General features: G+C 69.4%; 19 protein-coding genes and 1 tRNA gene. 9 read left to right on the top strand and 11 right to left on the bottom strand.

Annotated elements, in window-relative coordinates; genetic code table 11:
• Positions 1-33 precede the first annotated feature (33 nt).
• The 8 genes from FBY35_RS18180 to FBY35_RS18135 all read right to left on the bottom strand — a co-directional run bounded on the left by FBY35_RS18180 (position 34) and on the right by FBY35_RS18135 (position 5,354).
• A complete protein-coding gene (locus FBY35_RS18180; protein WP_142214797.1) occupies positions 34-309 on the bottom strand; it encodes a hypothetical protein in 276 nt (91 codons plus the stop codon).
• A complete protein-coding gene (locus FBY35_RS18175; protein ID WP_142214796.1) occupies positions 290-736 on the bottom strand; it encodes a MerR family transcriptional regulator in 447 nt (148 codons plus the stop codon). Before FBY35_RS18175 ends, FBY35_RS18180 begins: the two co-directional genes overlap by 20 nt.
• A complete protein-coding gene (locus FBY35_RS18170) occupies positions 733-1,068 on the bottom strand; it encodes a hypothetical protein (RefSeq protein WP_142214795.1) in 336 nt (111 codons plus the stop codon). Before FBY35_RS18170 ends, FBY35_RS18175 begins: the two co-directional genes overlap by 4 nt.
• A gap of 277 nt (positions 1,069-1,345) precedes the next feature.
• On the bottom strand, positions 1,346-2,062 hold the full coding sequence (locus FBY35_RS18165) for a hypothetical protein (protein WP_260848646.1): 717 nt from the start codon (positions 2,060-2,062) through the stop codon (positions 1,346-1,348).
• A 428-nt stretch (positions 2,063-2,490) separates the two neighbouring features.
• Positions 2,491-2,793 carry a hypothetical protein gene (locus tag FBY35_RS18150; protein ID WP_142214794.1) on the bottom strand — a complete coding sequence of 101 codons (303 nt, stop codon included), beginning with the start codon at positions 2,791-2,793 and terminating at the stop codon, positions 2,491-2,493.
• Between the two features lie 535 nt (positions 2,794-3,328).
• Positions 3,329-3,454: a helix-turn-helix domain-containing protein gene (locus FBY35_RS18145; protein ID WP_399208315.1), complete on the bottom strand. Its 126-nt coding sequence runs from the start codon at positions 3,452-3,454 to the stop codon at positions 3,329-3,331.
• Positions 3,455-3,583: 129 nt separating this feature from the next.
• A tRNA-Ser gene (locus tag FBY35_RS18140) sits at positions 3,584-3,670 on the bottom strand.
• 142 nt (positions 3,671-3,812) lie between these two features.
• Positions 3,813-5,354 (bottom strand): S1C family serine protease, encoded by a 1,542-nt coding sequence (locus FBY35_RS18135; protein WP_142214793.1) that lies wholly within the window; start codon positions 5,352-5,354, stop codon positions 3,813-3,815.
• Between the two features lie 242 nt (positions 5,355-5,596).
• Here FBY35_RS18135 and FBY35_RS18130 point away from each other — a divergent pair, with 242 nt between their 5' ends.
• The 3 genes from FBY35_RS18130 to FBY35_RS18120 all read left to right on the top strand — a co-directional run bounded on the left by FBY35_RS18130 (position 5,597) and on the right by FBY35_RS18120 (position 8,212).
• Positions 5,597-6,397: a glycerophosphodiester phosphodiesterase gene (locus FBY35_RS18130; RefSeq protein WP_142214792.1), complete on the top strand. Its 801-nt coding sequence runs from the start codon at positions 5,597-5,599 to the stop codon at positions 6,395-6,397.
• A gap of 5 nt (positions 6,398-6,402) precedes the next feature.
• Positions 6,403-7,050 carry an ATP-binding protein gene (locus tag FBY35_RS18125; protein ID WP_142214791.1) on the top strand — a complete coding sequence of 216 codons (648 nt, stop codon included), beginning with the start codon at positions 6,403-6,405 and terminating at the stop codon, positions 7,048-7,050.
• 193 nt (positions 7,051-7,243) lie between these two features.
• Complete coding sequence (locus FBY35_RS18120) at positions 7,244-8,212, top strand: DUF5926 family protein (protein WP_142214790.1); 969 nt, start codon at positions 7,244-7,246, stop codon at positions 8,210-8,212.
• Between the two features lie 193 nt (positions 8,213-8,405).
• On the opposite strand, the gene FBY35_RS18115 is transcribed toward FBY35_RS18120, so the two are convergent.
• On the bottom strand, positions 8,406-9,044 hold the full coding sequence (locus tag FBY35_RS18115; RefSeq protein ID WP_142214789.1) for a hypothetical protein: 639 nt from the start codon (positions 9,042-9,044) through the stop codon (positions 8,406-8,408).
• 201 nt (positions 9,045-9,245) lie between these two features.
• The gene (locus FBY35_RS18110; protein ID WP_142214788.1) at positions 9,246-9,929 is read right to left on the bottom strand and encodes a bifunctional DNA primase/polymerase; all 684 of its coding nucleotides are present in this window, start codon (positions 9,927-9,929) and stop codon (positions 9,246-9,248) included.
• Between the two features lie 488 nt (positions 9,930-10,417).
• Here FBY35_RS18110 and FBY35_RS18105 point away from each other — a divergent pair, with 488 nt between their 5' ends.
• Together FBY35_RS18105 and FBY35_RS18100 are read left to right on the top strand one after the other, a co-directional pair.
• Positions 10,418-11,968, top strand: a complete 1,551-nt coding sequence (locus FBY35_RS18105; RefSeq protein WP_142214787.1) for a PP2C family protein-serine/threonine phosphatase — start codon at positions 10,418-10,420, stop codon at positions 11,966-11,968.
• A gap of 131 nt (positions 11,969-12,099) precedes the next feature.
• Positions 12,100-13,557: an aminopeptidase P family protein gene (locus FBY35_RS18100; protein ID WP_142214786.1), complete on the top strand. Its 1,458-nt coding sequence runs from the start codon at positions 12,100-12,102 to the stop codon at positions 13,555-13,557.
• Between the two features lie 37 nt (positions 13,558-13,594).
• Here the strand turns inward: FBY35_RS18100 and FBY35_RS18095 are convergent, their stop codons facing one another.
• Complete coding sequence (locus FBY35_RS18095) at positions 13,595-14,059, bottom strand: ATP-binding protein (protein WP_142214785.1); 465 nt, start codon at positions 14,057-14,059, stop codon at positions 13,595-13,597.
• Between the two features lie 227 nt (positions 14,060-14,286).
• Here FBY35_RS18095 and FBY35_RS18090 point away from each other — a divergent pair, with 227 nt between their 5' ends.
• The 4 genes from FBY35_RS18090 (at position 14,287) to FBY35_RS18075 (ending at position 17,056) form a co-directional block, all read left to right on the top strand.
• On the top strand, positions 14,287-15,090 hold the full coding sequence (locus tag FBY35_RS18090) for a hypothetical protein (RefSeq protein ID WP_142214784.1): 804 nt from the start codon (positions 14,287-14,289) through the stop codon (positions 15,088-15,090).
• Positions 15,091-15,186: 96 nt separating this feature from the next.
• On the top strand, positions 15,187-15,927 hold the full coding sequence (locus tag FBY35_RS18085) for a YcnI family protein (protein WP_142214783.1): 741 nt from the start codon (positions 15,187-15,189) through the stop codon (positions 15,925-15,927).
• 32 nt (positions 15,928-15,959) lie between these two features.
• A complete protein-coding gene (locus tag FBY35_RS18080; protein ID WP_142214782.1) occupies positions 15,960-16,613 on the top strand; it encodes an SCO family protein in 654 nt (217 codons plus the stop codon).
• Positions 16,610-17,056, top strand: coding sequence for a copper chaperone PCu(A)C (locus FBY35_RS18075; RefSeq protein WP_142214781.1), 447 nt, complete (start codon positions 16,610-16,612; stop codon positions 17,054-17,056). The genes FBY35_RS18080 and FBY35_RS18075 overlap by 4 nt, the downstream gene beginning before the upstream one ends.
• The last annotated feature ends 9 nt before the right edge of the window (positions 17,057-17,065 follow it).

Below are 17,065 nucleotides of genomic sequence, written 5' to 3'. Positions count from 1 at the left end.
TGACCCGATGGGCGGCTCACACGCCGGTGATCTTCAGCGGATCCCCGGACGCTCCGCAGCCCCATCCGCCCCTTCTGCGGTCTTCGAAGGGCAGGAGCAGGAGCGACGGCGCTGACCGAGCCACCACGTTCCGGCGGCGACCACGGCCAGGGCGACGGCGAGGGCGGGCAGTAGGCCCACCACCGCCCCGGCACCAGCGCCGAGGACACCCGCCGTGATCAGGACGGGCAGCACGCAGGCCAGAGCGGCCAGGCCCGCGAGCGCCTTCGAGGCCTTGTGGGCGCGCGGGTCAGCAGCAGGGTCCGGCATGGCGGTTCTCCTCGGCGAGGTCGGTGAAGGGGATGGGACAGCAGGCGCTGGAGGCACAGACGGTCAGGTCGTCGCAGCCCGCCTCGACGGCCGCGGCAAGCGCGGTGCGGATGGTGGTCAGGTCGGCAATCTTCGCGTCGACCTCGGTGAGCTTGGCCGCCGCGCGCCCCTGCAACCCGGCGACGGGGCGTCCGTGGCGGTGGCGGCCTGCCTCCAGCAACTCGGCGACCTCATCCAGCGTGAAGCCCAGACGCTGGGCGGCTTTGATGACCCGCAGGGCGGTCACCGCCTCCTCCCCGTACAGGCGGTGACCACCGTTGCTGCGCTCCGGCGCGGCCAGCAGGCCTCGCCGCTCGTAGTAGCGCAGCGTCTGGACGTTCACCCCGGCCGCCTCGGCGACCTGCCCGCTGCGCATGTCCGCACTCACTGCGGCTCCCCAGCGATACCGGTGCGCGCGGCGATGGCCTCCAGAACCGCCTCGTGCGCCGCGTCCACCGAGATCTCCAGACGGACCCGGTCCTGACCAGGGGTGATCGTGAGGGTGAAGAACGAGCAGCAGCGTCCCTCGCGGGTCACCAGATCACGGACCCGGTCCTCGACGCCCGGGCCGTCGGCCAGGTCTAGGCGGAGACGAAGAGGCTGGGGCCGGGCCAAGGCGGTCAGCCGCTCGGAGAAGAGGACATCCCACTCGGCGACCCGCAGGGGCCGCTCATCCGTGGGCAGCGTGCAGGACCGCGGCACCCACGCCAGTTCACTCATCGTGCTCACTCCCGTCATCACGTCCCCGGTGGTGGGACACCTCCGACGGTAAAGCTGTACCTGGGTACAGGTTGCAACGGCGCCTGGACGCGGAGGGGAGAACAAGAGGCGGATGCCCACGCGCTGCGTCGGCGAGGTGGACGATCTTCGCAATCGACCCCGCCACTACAGTGCGGCCGTGCTGTTCCGGTTCTGATCAGCTCTGGGAGCGGACTCGCCGATCAGCTGCGCGAGATCTCGGGGCGGGAGCGGGCGGAAGGCGAATCGGTGAGCGCGCTCACTCTCCGAACGCGGCCGCGGTAACTTCCCGTTCCAGGTTTGCTCGGTGGAAATCGTACGTCCCGATGTTGGAGACCTTGATCATCACGCAGAAGCGCTCGACCGACGACAATTGTCTGGCCACCTGCGCGTACTCGCGCCGCAGGAAGTGAATCGCGGCCAGGTTGGCCACCGAGGTCTGCCCGGCCACCAGGAATACCGGGCAAACGGACTCCGCGGGCGTGAACTTCGCCACGAGCGCGTACTCCTTATTGCCCTTGTCGTACAGGAACTTCTCCCCACCGACCTCTATGGCCACCGAGTCCGCACGGGTGGCGTCGTAGGGATGAATGACGACGCCGGGCATATGGGTGGCAAGGTGGCCGCCGGTGCGGAGGTTGGCGTTCCCGCTGGGGCCGCCGACACAAAACTCGGTGCGATCACCGTTGCTGCCACGGAAGTTGCCGGACTCCAACGAGACGCCGCAATCCAACTCAGCGGCAAGCAGGGCCAGTTCCAGTACTGCCCGTACATCCCGATGATGCGCGGTGCCGGGCGAGTTGTGCTTGTTGCCCAGCACCATCAGGCAGGTCTGCCCGGGCCGGACGCCGAAAAAAGCCGCCCTCCTGTTCACAGCCCGAGCGCGCTTGGCCCGCTCCCTCAACCAGACGAACCCACCGCCGAGCAAGCTGGTCACGAGCCCGATCGCGATGTTCGCGAGCACCGACTGAATCACGCCCCCCTCTCTCCGGCCGGCATCGTTTCACGGCCGGGAGACCGCGTCGAGGGATGGGGAGCCAGTCCACACCAGATGAGCGCCGGAGTCGCTGTGGCGCTCGCTGCACCGTGCAGCGGCGGTGAAGCCGCGCTGGAAGTCGGCCGAACGCCGTCGCTCGGGTTCATGTCGGTGTCAGTCGGGCCTGGGGGGGCCGGGTTGACGGTGACCCCGTGTGGGCCCAGCTCCCGAGCAGACCTCGGCCGCTACGGCACAGCGTTGAGGTCGCGGACGCCGTTTCGTACCTGGCCGGCGAGAGCGCCCGATACGTCACAGGCGCGGAGCTGGCGGTGGACTGTGGCTTCGCAATCTGAGCCCGCGCGGTCCGACGCAGGCCCCACGAGGCCCGCACTGCGCTGCGTTGGCGGGCCGCTCGGTTATCAGCGGCCTCAGTCAGTGTGGCACCCGTCGAAGCGCCAGCCCTCGTCCTCCCAGGTCCACGGCACGTGCTGCGGATCACGCCCCCCGGCTCCGATCGGGTACGACGCGACCGCGGAGCCCCCTGACAGCTCGTCCAGCTTGAACGACAGCACGGACCGGGGCCCCAGGTCCTCCGCCTCCAGAGCGAGCAATGAGTCGAAGCGCGCCCGCGGCACACTGTCGCGGCAGCGCTGCGACGAGAGGGTGTACGCCGTGTCACTGTCTGCGGTGTAGACGGCGGTGACATACCTCCGGACAGCTTGCTCGAGCACGGCGGCGGACTCCGCGCGCGAACCAGGCGGTGTCTTCCGTGGTGTGGGAGTACCGCTCGGGGCAGGCGGCGTCGCCGGCTCCTCGTTCGGTTCGGACACGCAACCGCTCAGGACCAGGACGGCCGATGCCGCCACGAGCCACCGGACCGATCTCATGCACTCCCCTCCAGGACATTGGGCCGGGACATCATGACAGGCGCCTTCGGGCACCCCCACGCGGGGGCTCACCAGGCCGGTTGGGCTATCCCTACGGCGCAGGAGTCGGCCCCCGCCTGCTGGATGATTACGTCGGTGCGGCCCTGCCGCGAGGCGAGCAGTCGGCTCGCTCCAGCTCTCACCGAGAGTGGGTCCGGCGACGAGAGGTCGTGGCCCACAAATGACCCTCACGCCCTGATCAGACATGGGATACGGGCGGCTCATGGTGCAGGTTGACCGTCTGTCAACTGTCCTGGCTGCGCCCTCGACCTCGGCCCGGTAGACGGCATCAGGCCGCTGATGTGACCCGGCTGCTTGACCGACGTCGCCGTCTCCACCTTCACGACGCCTGATGCGGACATGAGACCGGCCGACCCGAACGATCCGCCAACCCCGCCAGACCCAACACGGCATACCGGGACTTCCACCCGCTGACCGTCTGCCGCGACTGCTCGAGTCGCGGCAAGCTTACGTGCCCCGATCTCTCGCCCCATGGCAGCTCCAGCCCAAAGCCGCTCCACCGACCGCGCGGCTATCCTCGCGGCGTACGTGAACGGCCCCTGACCGGATTACCTGGTCAGAGGCCGTTCACCTGCGGTGGGTGTGGGATTTGAACCCACGGTGACATCGCTGCCACGACGGTTTTCAAGACCGTTCCCTTAGGCCGCTCGGGCAACCCACCCACGCCCCGGCCACCTGCGGCGGAGCGGGCTACAGACTACCGGCCCCGCGTCGTGCGTCGCAGCAGTGTTCTCCCGTACCGCGTTCGCCCGTGCCGAAACTCTGAGGTGCAGGGTTCTCCCGTACCGAAGGAGCAGCGACGGTCAGCTGTCGCCCGTGCGCTTGCCCAGGACGACCTCCGCCGTGTGTTCCTTGCCGTCGCGCTCGTACGTGAGGGTCACCTTGTCGCCCGGCTTGTGGTTCCAGATCTCGCTGATCAGCGTCGGACCGCTGTCCACCGGCTTGCCGTTGAACTGGGTGATGATGTCGCCCGCCTTGAGGCCCGCCTTCGCGGCAGGGCCGTTCGGGGACACCGCCGGGGTCCCGCCCGTGCTCTGGGTGGCGATCTTGGCGCCGGCGTCCTTGCCCGCCATGTCGACCGTGGCGCCGATCACCGGGTAGACCGGCTTGCCCGTCTTGATCAGCTGCTCTGCGACGTTCTTCGCCTGGTTGATCGGGATGGCGAAGCCGAGGCCGATCGAGCCCGCCTGCGTCTGACCAAGGCCGCTGCCCGCCGACTGGATCGCGGAGTTGATGCCGATGACCGCGCCTCGTGCGTCGAGCAGCGGGCCGCCCGAGTTGCCCGGGTTGATGGAGGCATCGGTCTGCAGAGCGCTCATGTACGAGTTCTTGCCGCTGGAGCCGTCGCCGGAGGCGACCGGACGGTTCTTCGCGCTGATGATGCCGGTGGTGACGGTGTTCGACAGGCCGAAGGGCGCGCCGATCGCGATGGTCGAGTCGCCGACGGCGACCTGCTCAGAGTTGCCGAGGGCCAGCGGGTCCAGCCCCGAGGGCGCGTTCTTCAGCTTCAGCACGGCGACGTCGTACCCCTGCGCCCGGCCGATCACTTCGGCGTCGTACTCCTTGCCGTTGGAGAAGGTCACGGACAGAGTGCCGCCGTCAGCCGCGGAGGCCACCACGTGGTTGTTGGTGAGGACGTGGCCTTCCTTGTCATAGACGAAGCCGGTGCCCGTGCCGCCCTCACTCTCACCGCTCTCACCGACCCCGGCACCGCCCGCCTTGGCCTCGATGGTGACAACGCTCGGCAGCGCCTTGGCCGCGACCGCGGCGACGGTGCCCGGCTCGCGCTTGAAGTCCTTGGGGGTGTCGGCCGCGGAGACCGTGGTCGAGTCGATGCCGTCGTCGTTGTGCTCGGCTGCCCAGTAGCCGATACCACCGCCGACGCCGCCCGCGACGAGTGCTGCCACGAGCACGGCGGCGACGAGGCCGCCGGAACGCCGGCGCGGAGGCTCCGAGACCTGGGGCGGTGCTCCCCAGAGCGGGCCGCCTCCGCTGTCACCGCCCCCGTGGGAGCCACCCACGTGGGAGCCGCTTCCGTACGCGGGGAGTGGGGGCGGCGGCGGCCAGCCCGCTCCGTGGGGCTGGGCACCGGAGGGTGCGGCGGCGGGTACGGGACCGGGCAGCGGCGCCGTGTCGGGCTCGGGCTGGGGGGAGTGCCCGGGCTCCTCGACCGCGGCCGCTGCCGGCTCGGCGGGGTAGGTGGCCCCGTTCGTATGAGAAGTCCGGTCCGCCCCGGCTCCCTCGGCGGACGCAGCGGTGCCCGCGGGAGCAGCGGCCGGCACAGGAGGTACGGAAGGGGCGGCCGGTACCGCGGTGCCTTCGTTGCCCTCGTTCTCGGTGCTCACAGCGGTTTCTCCTCAGGTTCCACGTCGGCGCTGTGCAGGTGTCTGCGGACAGCTTTTCTCACAGCACGTCAGGCCACTGTAAGCGGGACCTGTGCGTGTCTCTGCCATCCTTTACGTCCGACAAAACGGACGCATCTCCAGTGCCTCCGGACAGATCCTGCACTCCCCTCGGACGGATCTGCGGGTGACACACAAACGGCCCCCGGCACCCGCCTACCCCGTTGCGGTGACACCATGACGCGGTGACTCAAGCACGACAGCACAACATCCAGGTCGTCGCCCACCGAGGCGCCTCCGAGGACGCGCCCGAGCACACGCTGGCCGCGTACAAGAAGGCGATCGAGGACGGCGCGGACGCCCTCGAGTGCGATGTACGACTCACCGCGGACGGTCATCTCGTCTGTGTCCACGACCGGCGCATCAACCGCACGTCCAACGGCCGCGGCGCCGTTTCGGCCCTGGAGCTCGCGGATCTCGCCGCCCTCGACTTCGGGTCGTGGAAGGACAGCGAGGAGAGCCCCGACTGGGGAGACCCGTCCTTCACATCCGTACTGACGCTGGAGCGGCTGCTCGGGCTGGTGGCCGACTCGGGGCGCCACATCGAGCTGGCCATCGAGACCAAGCACCCCACCCGCTGGGCGGGCCAGGTGGAGGAGCGGCTGATCCAACTGCTCGGCCGCTTCGGGCTGGCCGATCCGGTCACGGCCGACGCCTCGCCCGTACGGATCATGAGCTTCTCGGCCCGCTCCCTCCACCGGGTCGCCGCGGCCTCGCCGAATCTGCCCACCGTCTATCTGATGCAGTTCGTGACTCCGCGGCTGCGCGACGGACGGCTGCCTGCGGGCGCGCGGATCGCGGGGCCGGGGATGCGGATCGTACGCAACCAACCCGGCTATATCGACCGGCTGCACCGTGCGGGCCATCGCGTGCACGTCTGGACGGTCAATGAGCCGATGGACGTGGAGCTCTGTGCCCGGCTGGGGGTCGAGGCAATCATTACCAATCGCCCCAAACTGGTCCTGTCCCAGTTGGGTCGCCTCTGACTCCGATGACAGGGAGTGCACCGGCGCGTTCGGTCCGTATTCGATGGTTACGAGTGCGTCACTGGCCCGCCCTTGGCCGGTTTCCGGTCCAGTCCATTGGGGCATTCACACCGTGGCGTGGGGCAAAGGAGGTCTCGGGGGTGGCGTTGGTGGTGGCACAGGAGGTGCCCACGTCGTCGAGCATGGCCGTACCCCATGGCCCTGCGGGCGTGGGTGAGGCACGACACCGGATGCGTGAGCAATTGGGAAGCAGCGGTGTGCCCGAATCGGTGGTCGACGATGCAGTTCTTATCCTTTCCGAGCTTCTCAGCAACGCATGCCGTCATGGCAGGCCGCTGGGCCACGCCGAGGTGGGTGACGGCGACATCCGTGCAGCTTGGCGAGTCGACACAGTCGGCCGGCTCACCGTGGAAGTGACGGACGGAGGTGGTCCGACCCGACCGGTTCCGGCCACGCCCTCGGTCACCGCACGAGGCGGCCGGGGGCTGAACATCATCAGCGCGCTCGCCCAGGACTGGGGTGTCCGGGACAGTGCGGCCGGTGAGGTCACGGTGTGGGTGATTGTCACCGAAGGACACCGTCGCGAGGATTTCGCTACGCGCGTCGCCGGGCCCGGCTTCGACTTCGCGGACTCGTACGACGACCTCGACTGAGACTGGAAGCCGCGTCCGAAAGCCCCGCCTCAGGCGGGAGCGCGAGGGGGAGCGGGGGGAACGGGGAGCGGAACGGGCACCACCGGTTCGGCGCACCCGCCGCGCCTTGTGGGCCGCTGCTCCCCCGTTACGGCGACAGAGGACTAGGCTCGCGCCCGACACAGCACCACCGCAGTCGGGAGAAAGCCACACCATGGCCAAGAAGCGCCCCCAGACGAAGGCCGCCAAGCCCCGGACCGAGAGCGGGGAGATTCCGGTCGTCGGGGCCCGCGAGCCCTGCCCGTGCGGATCGGGCCGCCGCTACAAGGCCTGTCACGGCCGGGCCGCCGCGCACGCCGTGACCGAGCTGGTCCAGCGCCCGTTCGAGGGCCTGCCCGGCGAGTGCGACTGGGTCGCCCTGCGCGAGCTGGTGCCCGCCGCGACCGTGGAGCTGACCCTGAAGGGCGAACTGCCCGAGGACGTGCCGTCGGTGACCCTGGCGACCGTCCTGCCGATGGCCTGGCCCGCGCTGCGCCGCGACGACGGCTCCGTGCTGCTCGGCCTGCAGAACGACACGTCGTCGGGCGATCTGAGTCGCGATCTCGCCAATACGCTCCGGCGTGCGCTGAGCACCCAGCCCGGCACCCCGGTCGCCGCCCAGCGGGTGCCCGCCGACGGCCCGCGCCTGCAGGACCTCCTCGACGAGAGCGCCGCGTTCGAGCCGGTCGTCCACTCCGGCTTCGAGTTCTGGATCCCGGACTCCGCGGACAATGCCAGCCCCGAGGTCTCCGCCTCGCTGGAGCGCGCGAACGCCGCTGCGATCCCGACCGTGAAGCTCTCCGGCGTCGACGCCGCCTACTGGTGCGAGACCCCGGAGAAGAACCATTTGCGCTGGGTCATGCCGCACCCCGAGGAGCAGCTCCTCGACGCGCTCGCCCGGCTCCACGCCCAAGGCACCTCCTCGCTCGGCGAGGGCACCCGGCTGGTCGGCTCCTTCCGCGCGCACGGCCTGATGGTCCCGGTCTGGGACCTGCCGAGCGGGATGGGCGCCGAAGAGTGCGAGAAGCCCGCGGCCGAGCTCGCCGAGCGACTGGCCAAGGCTCTTCAGACGGACGCACCGCTGACCGCGGAGGAGCGCAGGGCGCGCGGCGGACTCACCAACCGCCAGGTCACGCTGAGCTGAGAGTGACGGTTTCTGTCGACCGATAGGTGACTCCAGTCACAACTCGCCCGATCGGCAGGTAAATCCCTGTCCGAATACCCGAGATCGAATTTGCGAACTGCCGATCTCTTGTTACCGTTCTAGAAGCCCGGTCGCTGGTGCATCCCCCGTCGCCAGCGACCGGGCGCTTCCATTTCGCGGAATGGCTCATTCCTCAACGGCTCACCGGAGCAGCCGAGTTGCTCCCTGATCGCAGCAGCAGCGGCCCGTCGCCCGCCTCATCCGCAGTCGCGAACTCCGCCACCGCCGAATACTGCGCAACAGGCCCACGAGAAGGCTCACGGGGCGTCTCACAGGCGTTCGGTTCATCGCCCGCCTCGACCACACAGTTGGTCTGCAAAGTGCGCCCGCCGGGCCCCATCAGAGTGAGTACGGAACTCAATTCCTCGCCGGTGGCATTGCGGTAGTAGGTACGCGCCCAGGTGTCGCGCCCCTCTCTCAGTACGCAGGTCTGTGCCTCGACGCCTTCGGGAGAGGTGAGTTCCGGCCCACATCGGGCCGATGTCTGCGGGGCAGTGGCTCCGGTCACATGTGAGGGCTCGGCGGCGTCGGAGGTGTCGGAAGCGCCTGCCCCGCCCCCGGCCCTTTCGCCCGGACCTCCGCCCGGCGCTTTGGCGGAGCCGAGCCCGGAGAGCAGGCCGGGCCCGCGCCGGGCATCGCTCTTCGGCTTCGCCTCGTCCGGCGCTGCGCCGGATCCCGGCCAGAGTCCGTCGCTCGGTCCGGCGGACGCGGCCAGCGGCAGCAGCGTGGTGAACAGCACGACAGTGCAGAGCCCGATCATGCGGAGATTCATGGGTCCACCTGAAGACTGCGCGCGGAAATTGTTGACGGTGGGCCGAAGATATCGACGGAATGCGTGCATCCGGGGTGCCGCGCGCCCAATTCCCGTACAACTCGGGCCGGCTCCTACCCGTACGAGTGACGGAGCCGGCCCGGATCAGTGCGCACCCTCAGTACGCGCGGTCAGTAAGACCGTCCGTACGAGAGAAAAGGGTCAGTACGCGAGACGGCTGCCGCCGTCCGGTGCGCTGGTGCTCGCCTCGACCAGCGCGTCCACCACCGCCTCCACATCCGGCAGCCAGGGAGCCGAGGAGCCGGGCAGCGGCGCGCGTTCCCAGCGCACCTGTCCGGTCCCGGCCTGCGAGGGCGGCAGCACGAGATAGCCGCCCTCTCCGTGGAAGCGCAGTGAACTGGGCACGCAGTCCTTGACGAAGAGAAGTTCACCGAGCCGTTCGAGGGTGTAGGGAGCCACCAGCAGGGACCAGCGGGTGGGCGTCGCCACCACCGGGCCGAGGCGCATGCCCATCCGGTCCAGCGCCGACAGGGCTCGCGCCCCGGCGACGGCGGGCAGGCTCACGGCACACGGCGCACGCCCTCCGGTGGCCAGCATGACCGGAGCGGTGGGCCGGTTGGTCCACCACCAGCGCACCATCCGCTCGTCCGTCGTCGCAGCGAGGATTCCGGGGTCGAAGGGGTGCGCGCCGGGTACGACGCACTCGGGATCGGGGCAGGCGCAGCCGCGCCCGCGGTCACCGCGACTTCCGGCCGCTTTCAGTCCTACACCAGGGAGTACGGGCCATTGCCACTCGGCGGCGCAGGTGAGCGCCGCGTCCAGCTGGACGGGCCCCCTCTTGCGCCGGAACCGGAGCCTGCGTCGCCTTCCGAGGATCTCGCGCATGAGCGCTCGTTCCTTTCCGTTGAACGCCGAGGTCCACCACATCACACGACGTGTGCAGCTCTTCACTGTGCGTACAGTCGGCGCATCGCCGCCCCTTGCCGGTGGCATGGGCGGCCCGCCTCTTCGCCTGCGGCAGGATCGCCGCCCGGGGGCCGAACGTGGGCTGTAGTCCATTAAACGCGTGGCGAGGGGTGGCGCGCGCCTGGCGCTTGCAGTCCCGCTGAACTTTTCCCCGCCACTCGGGGATGAGGCGCGGCCTCCGGCTGTTAGGACGCCCGGGCCCGTCGCCAGGTTCCGGGGCGATCTCAACTGCCCCTGGCCATCACCGTTTAGGTACCCATCACCACTTGGAATGACTCCCCCTCGGGCTTCGCCCGGGGAGGATCCCCCTTGCCGAACAGTCCTCAGTCGACCTCAATTGACCGCCCTGGGGTGCTTTTTTCGGCCAAGTTCAAGGTCACGTAGACACCATCGATCCCACTGGTCCAATGCTGGACATCCCCTTACTTGTGCGTGTACATGTGGATGCATTGATAGCGGCGCAGAATGACATGGGGGTTTGCGATGCTATTGAGCAAAACGCACCAGTCGGAAAGCCGGCTGCCATGAGCCCCTCTCACCTGCCGAAAGTGGCTGGAATCGATTCAGCGGTTCCCAACCCCGCGCACACTGCCGCCTCCCTGCCCGCCATCCCCGCTGTGCCGGCCCCTCCCGGAGCGGTCATTCAGGACCGGCTTGCAGGCTGGGTCTCCGACCTGACCACCCTCCACGAACTCACCGAGCGCCTGGTCCGGACCGCTTCACTCGACGACGCCCTGCATGAACTGCTGCGCGCGGGTGCCGCCCTGGTCGGCGCGCGCCGCGGCCTGGTCGTACTCGAACCCGCCACCGTCGTCTCGCGAGCCGACTGTTTCGAGCCGGACCGCGGTCCCGCCCTCACCAAGGGCCTCGGGTTCACCCATGCCGAACTTGGCCATATCGAGACGGTGCCGCGCTCCGCGACCGCCCACGGGCGGATCCTCGACGGCCGCCTCCCGGACGGACGGCCGGGCCCGGGCGGCCTGCCCGAGGCAGTCGCCCATCCGGATCTGCTCGGCGACAAGACGCTCGACACCCGCCTGCGCGAGGTCGTCGTCCGCCTCGGCTATGCCGCCAGTTACACCGTGCCGCTCGCCTCGGATGCGGCCGGAACGCTCGGCGCCGCCGTGTGGATGTACGACGAGCCCGCCACCCCGGTGGAGCGCCAGTGCCACCTGGTCGGGCTCTATATGCGCTACGCCAACGAGCATCTGGCCCGGCTCGTCGAGCTGGAGCAGGCGCGTGCCACGGTGGCCACCGTGGCCGAGGAGCTGCTGCCCAGCCGGCTGCCCCGGGTGCCCGGCGTCCGGCTCGCCGTCAGACACCGCACCACTCCCCATGGCGGTGGCGACTGGTACGACGCGCTGCCGCTGCCCGAGGGCGCGCTGGGACTCGCGGTCGGATCGGTCAGCGGATCGGGCCCCAGTGCGCTGGCCGCGATGGGAAGGCTGCGCGCTTCCCTCAGGGCGTACGCCGTGATGGAGGGCGAGGACCCCGTCGCCGTACTGTCCGATCTGGAGCTGCTGCTGCGGCTGACGGAACCGGCCCGTACCGCGACCGCGCTCTTCGCTTACGCGGAGCCCGCCGACAGAAAGATCGTGCTGGCCGGGGCCGGGCACACACCGCCGCTGGTGGTCGGGGAGCGGCGTACCGAGTTCGTCGAGACGTCCCTGTCCGCACCGTTGGGGATGCTCGCCTGCTGGGAGGCGCCGAGCGTGGAGCTCGCGATCGAGCCCGGAGAAACGGTGCTTCTCTACACGGACGGGCTGCTGCGGCGTACCGGTGACCCCATGGACCGGGCTTTCGCCCGGCTGCACGCGGCGGCCGCGAGCGTGCCGAAGTCGCTGCGCGACGACCCCGGAGCCGTCGCCGAGCATGTGCTGCGCACGGTGCTGCCGGAGGGTCTCGACGAAGCCGACACCGGTGAGGACGTGGTGTTGCTCGCCGCCCGTTTTGACTGATTCCTCACGCCTTTTCCACAGGACGCCTGGCCGTCTTCCGCTCACACATACGATGGTGGAGTCGCCCCAGGCTGAAGCCAGGGGAGGTCCAGTTTCGTATCAGGAAAGGCCGACAGGCCCAGGAGGCAGACGTGGCCGAGGAGCTCCCCCCGGAGACCCCGGAAGAAGAAGAGCAGCCGATCAAGCAGCGTAAGAACGGCCTGTACCCGGGCGTGTCCGACGAGCTCGCCGAGAACATGACGACGGGCTGGGCCGACACCGAGCTGCGCGACCTGGAGCCCATCGCGCAGGCCTCGCAGACCGCCGCCCGCCGTGCCGCACTGTCGGCGCGTTTTCCCGGCGAGCGCCTGGTGATCCCGGCGGGCAACCTGAAGACCCGCTCCAATGACACCGAGTACTCCTTCCGTGCCTCCACCGAGTACGCGTACCTCACCGGCGACCTGACCGAGGACGGCGTCCTGGTTCTGGAGCCCAGGAACGGCGCGCACAGGGCCACCATCTATCTGCTGCCGCGCTCCAACCGTGAGGACGGCGAGTTCTGGCTGTCGGGCCAGGGCGAGCTGTGGGTCGGCCGCCGTCACTCCCTGGCCGAGGCCGAGAAGCTGCTCGGCATCCCGGCCAAGGACGTGCGCAAACTTCCGGAGAAGCTGCGCGAGGCGAGGGGCCCGGTCCGCGTCGTGCGCGGCCACGACGCGGATATCGAGACGGCACTGACCGACAAGGTCACCGCGGAGCGCGACGAGGAACTGCGCGTCTACCTCTCCGAGGCGCGTGCCGTGAAGGACGAGTTCGAGATCGGCGAGCTCCAGAAGGCGTGCGACTCCACCGCGCGCGGCTTCGAGGACGTCGTCAGGGTCCTGGACAAGGCCGAGGCGACCAGCGAGCGGTACATCGAGGGCACCTTCTTTCTGCGCGCCCGAGTCGAGGGCAACGACATCGGTTACGGCTCGATCTGCGCCGCAGGACCGCACGCGACCACCCTGCACTGGGTGCGCAACGACGGCCCGGTCCGCTCCGGCGAGCTGCTGCTGCTGGATGCCGGCGTGGAGACCCACACCCTCTACACCGCGGACATCACGCGCACGCTGCCGATCAACGGCCGCTTCAACGAACTGCAGCGCAAGATCTACGACGCGGTGTACGAGTCCCAGGAAGCCGGCATCGCGGCCGTGAAGCCGGGTGCCAAGTACCGCGACTTCCACGATGCCTCCCAGCGGGTGCTTGCCGAGAAGCTCGTCGACTGGGGGCTGCTCGAGGGCCCGGTGGAGCGGGTGCTCGAGCTGGGTCTGCAGCGCCGCTGGACGCTGCACGGCACCGGCCACATGCTCGGCATGGACGTCCACGACTGCGCCGCCGCGCGCACCGAGGCCTATGTCGACGGGACCCTGGAGCCGGGCATGTGTCTGACGGTGGAGCCCGGGCTCTACTTCCAGGCGGACGACCTGACCGTGCCGGAGGAGTACCGCGGCATCGGCGTCCGGATCGAGGACGACATCCTGGTGACCGCGGACGGCAACCGCAATCTGTCGGCGGCGCTGCCGCGGCAGGCCGACGAGGTCGAGGCCTGGATGGCCTCGCTCCGGGGCTGACCCGGCCCGACAGGGACCGGAGAGGAGGGCGCGTTGCTCAGGAGACCTTGAGCAGCGCGCCCTCCCGCCATTTGAGGATCTTGTCGAAGCTCACCACCGCACCCCGGCCGGGCCGGTTGCGGACATGGACATGGTCGGCGAGCTGCTCGATGAGACAGAGTCCGCGGCCGCTCTCGGCTGTCGGGGACGGCGGTTGCGCGGCATACGCCGCGCACTGCCCGCCGCGCCGAACGGGAAAGCCGGGCCCCGAATCGGCTACTTCGATACGGCACTTCTCGCCGTCCAGATACGCGGTCACGCGGTACGCGGCCGATGCTTCCCCGGCCCCCCGACCGCCGCCGTGTTCCACGGCATTCGCGCAGGCCTCGCTGAGGGCGACCGACAGATCGTAGGAGATGTCGGGGTCGACTCCCGCGTTCTCCATCGTGCCGAGCAACAAGCGGCGGGCGAGCGGGACGCTCGCGGCATCGCGCCGCAAGTGGAGTGACCACCAGATGCTCATGCTCCGGCCTCCTGGCTGCGGCTCGACATACCGATACGTATTGCCCCAAGGCACAGTGCGTAAGCGCACAGTTGATGTGATTGCGCTCATTCGGCGGATGTGCGCGGTTCGGGCGGCGGTGTATGTGGCGGCTCTTGCGTCCGTATGCGCGCCGGCGCGTGCCGGAAAAGGGATCTTCCGGACCTGCCGTATGGGCGCTGTCGGCACAGTGCGATGATGAGCCGGCCATGTCGTCCATCCCCGTTGCGCGCGCCGGAGCCGGTGCCCGGCTGCTGAGGGCCGCGGTGTTCACCGCGGTCTGCGTTGTGCTGGCCGCGACGGGACACGCGCTCGCGGCCTGTGCCGCCATTGACGCATGGACACTGGCGGCGGGCTTCATCGGGATGTTCGCGCTGGTCGCGCCGTTCGCGGGACGGGTGCGCTCGCTGCCGTCCATCGCCCTCTCCCTCACGGCCGGACAGCTTTCCCTGCACGTCCTGTTCGGGCTCGGACAGCATCAGCTGCGCTTCGCCCCGACTGCCGACGACGCGCTGATCAGGATGGCCGCGAAGCTGATGTGCGGGGCGGGCGCCGCCTCGATCGGCCCGGCGGACGCCCGGCGGATCGTCACCAACTCCGGTGTCACCCCGCCCGGACCCGGCGCGGTCGGCGGACACCTCGGCCACGAGCACATGGCGCATACCGCCGTCGCTTCTCCGCCGCTGCTGCCCTCCCTCCCCATGCTGCTGGGGCATCTGCTGGCCGCTCTCGCGACCGGCTGGCTGCTGCGGCGCGGGGATCTGGCGCTGGCGCGGCTGATCCGCCTGTCGGCGGACTCGGCCCATGAGGTGGCCGAGGCGGGCCGGCTGCGTTCGCTGCGCGCCGCGCTCCGCCTCGTAAGGGCGCTGCGTTCCGGTCTGGTGGGAGCGCCCGCGGTGGATCCGCGTGCTGCCCGGATCTCCTGCGGCCCTGATGTGCTCTTCGCCGGTGAGGCACTCCAGCACACGGTGATCAGGCGCGGGCCGCCGGCCCGCCTCGCTCTCGCAGTCTGACGCGGCCCACTCGACGGAAGTGGTGCCGTGGCGTCCGTGCACCCGTATGCGCGCGGCACACATTCACTTCTTCTGAACTGTGGAGTGTCCTCACCCATGAACGTTTCCCGTATCGCTGTCGCGACCGGAATCGCCGCTTCCTCCGTGCTGCTCCTCTCGGGCACCGCCTTCGCACACGTCAGCGTGCAGCCGCAGGGTGCGGCCGCCAAGGGCGGTTACGCGACGGTCAACTTCAAGGTCCCCAACGAGCGCGACAACGCCTCGACCGTGAAGCTCGAGGTCAGCCTCCCGGCCGACCACCCGATGGCCTCCGCCATGCCGCAGCCCGTCCCGGGCTGGAAGGCCGTGGTCACCAAGACCAAGCTGGCGAAGCCTCTTGAGGTGCACGGCAAGCAGATCACCGAGGCTCCTTCCAAGATCACGTGGACCGCGGACGGCGGAAAGATCGCTCCGGGGGAGTTCCAGCAGTTCCCCGTCTCCCTCGGCCGACTGCCCGAGGACACCGACCAGTTGGTGTTCAAGGCGCTCCAGACGTACGACAACAAGGAGGTCGTGCGCTGGATCGAGGAGGCGAAGGAGGGCGCCCCGGAGCCCGAGGCCCCCGCGCCCGTTCTGAAGCTGTCCGCCGCGGCCGAGGACGGGCACCACGGCGCCGGAGCCAAGGACGCGTCCGCGAAGGACGGCAAGAGCGCCGGGCAGGACGAGGACACGAAGTCCGGGACAGCGTCTGCCGACAGCAGTGACACGACCGCCCGCATCCTGGCCGTCGTCGGCATCCTGGTCGGCATCGCGGGTGTGGCCTTCGGTGTCCTGGCCGGCCGCCGTCGCTCCTCCTGACGGTCCGCACACGACATTTGGGACATTTCTCCATGCGTAAGAAGATCGTGCTCGCGGCCACGCTCGTCGTTGCCGCCGCACTCAGCCTCTCCGCCTGCTCGGGCGGCGACGACTCCGCCAAGGGGCCCGTCGCCGATGTCTCGGCCGCGGCGAACAGGCCCGCGACGGTGCTCGACCAGCCGTTCACCAAGCCGAACCTCGTGCTCACGGACACCCACGGCACGAAGTACGACCTGCGTGAGCGCACCAAGGGCAAGCCCACGCTGATCTACTTCGGCTACACGCACTGCCCCGACGTCTGCCCGCTGACGATGAGCAATATCGCCATCGCCAGAAAGCAGCTTCCCAAGTCCGACCAGGACAAGCTCCAGGTCGTGTTCGTCACCACCGATCCGGAGCGCGACACCCCGGCCGAGCTGGCCAAGTGGCTGCCGAGCGCCGGAGACCCGTCCTTCACCGGGCTGACCGGCGACTTCCCGACCATCCAGGCCGGCGCACGGCAGATCGGCATCGGGATCGATCCGCCGAAGAAGGAGAAGGACGGCACGGTCGTCTCCATGCACGGCGCTCAGGTCATCGCCTTCTCCCCGAAGACCGACAAGGGCTATGTGCTCTACGGCGAGGACACCACGGCGGACGACTACGCCAAGGACCTCCCGAAGATCATCCGCGGGGAGAACCCGTGAACCGCCAAACGACCCTCGCCGCCGTCATAGCCCTGACCACGGGGCTTGCGCTGACGGGCTGCTCGTCCGCCGGCAAGCCGGAGTTGAAGGTCAGCGGCGGGTTCATGCCGCAGCCCGTCGGTGACATGGCAGCCGGTTTTCTGAGGGTGCACAACAGCGGCGGCGGGGCGGACAAGCTCACCACCATCACCAGCGACATCTCCGACGACATCACGATCCACGAGTCGAAGAACCAGACGATGCAGGAGGTGAAGGCCTTCGACGTCCCGGCGGACGGCGACCTCGATCTCGAACGCGGTGGAAGCCACATCATGTTCATGAAGCTCAAGCAGCAGCCGAAGCAGGGCGAGAAGGTCACCGTGGAGCTGCATTTCGAGAAGTCCGACCCGATCACGGTCGAACTTCCCGTCAAGGAGCCCACGTACAACCCGCAGAAGCACTGAGCACCGAGG

The sequence above is a fragment of the Streptomyces sp. SLBN-118 genome (genome assembly GCF_006715635.1).
Classification (GTDB): Bacteria; Actinomycetota; Actinomycetes; order Streptomycetales; family Streptomycetaceae; genus Streptomyces.
This window is presented reverse-complemented; position numbering and strand designations above follow the sequence as displayed.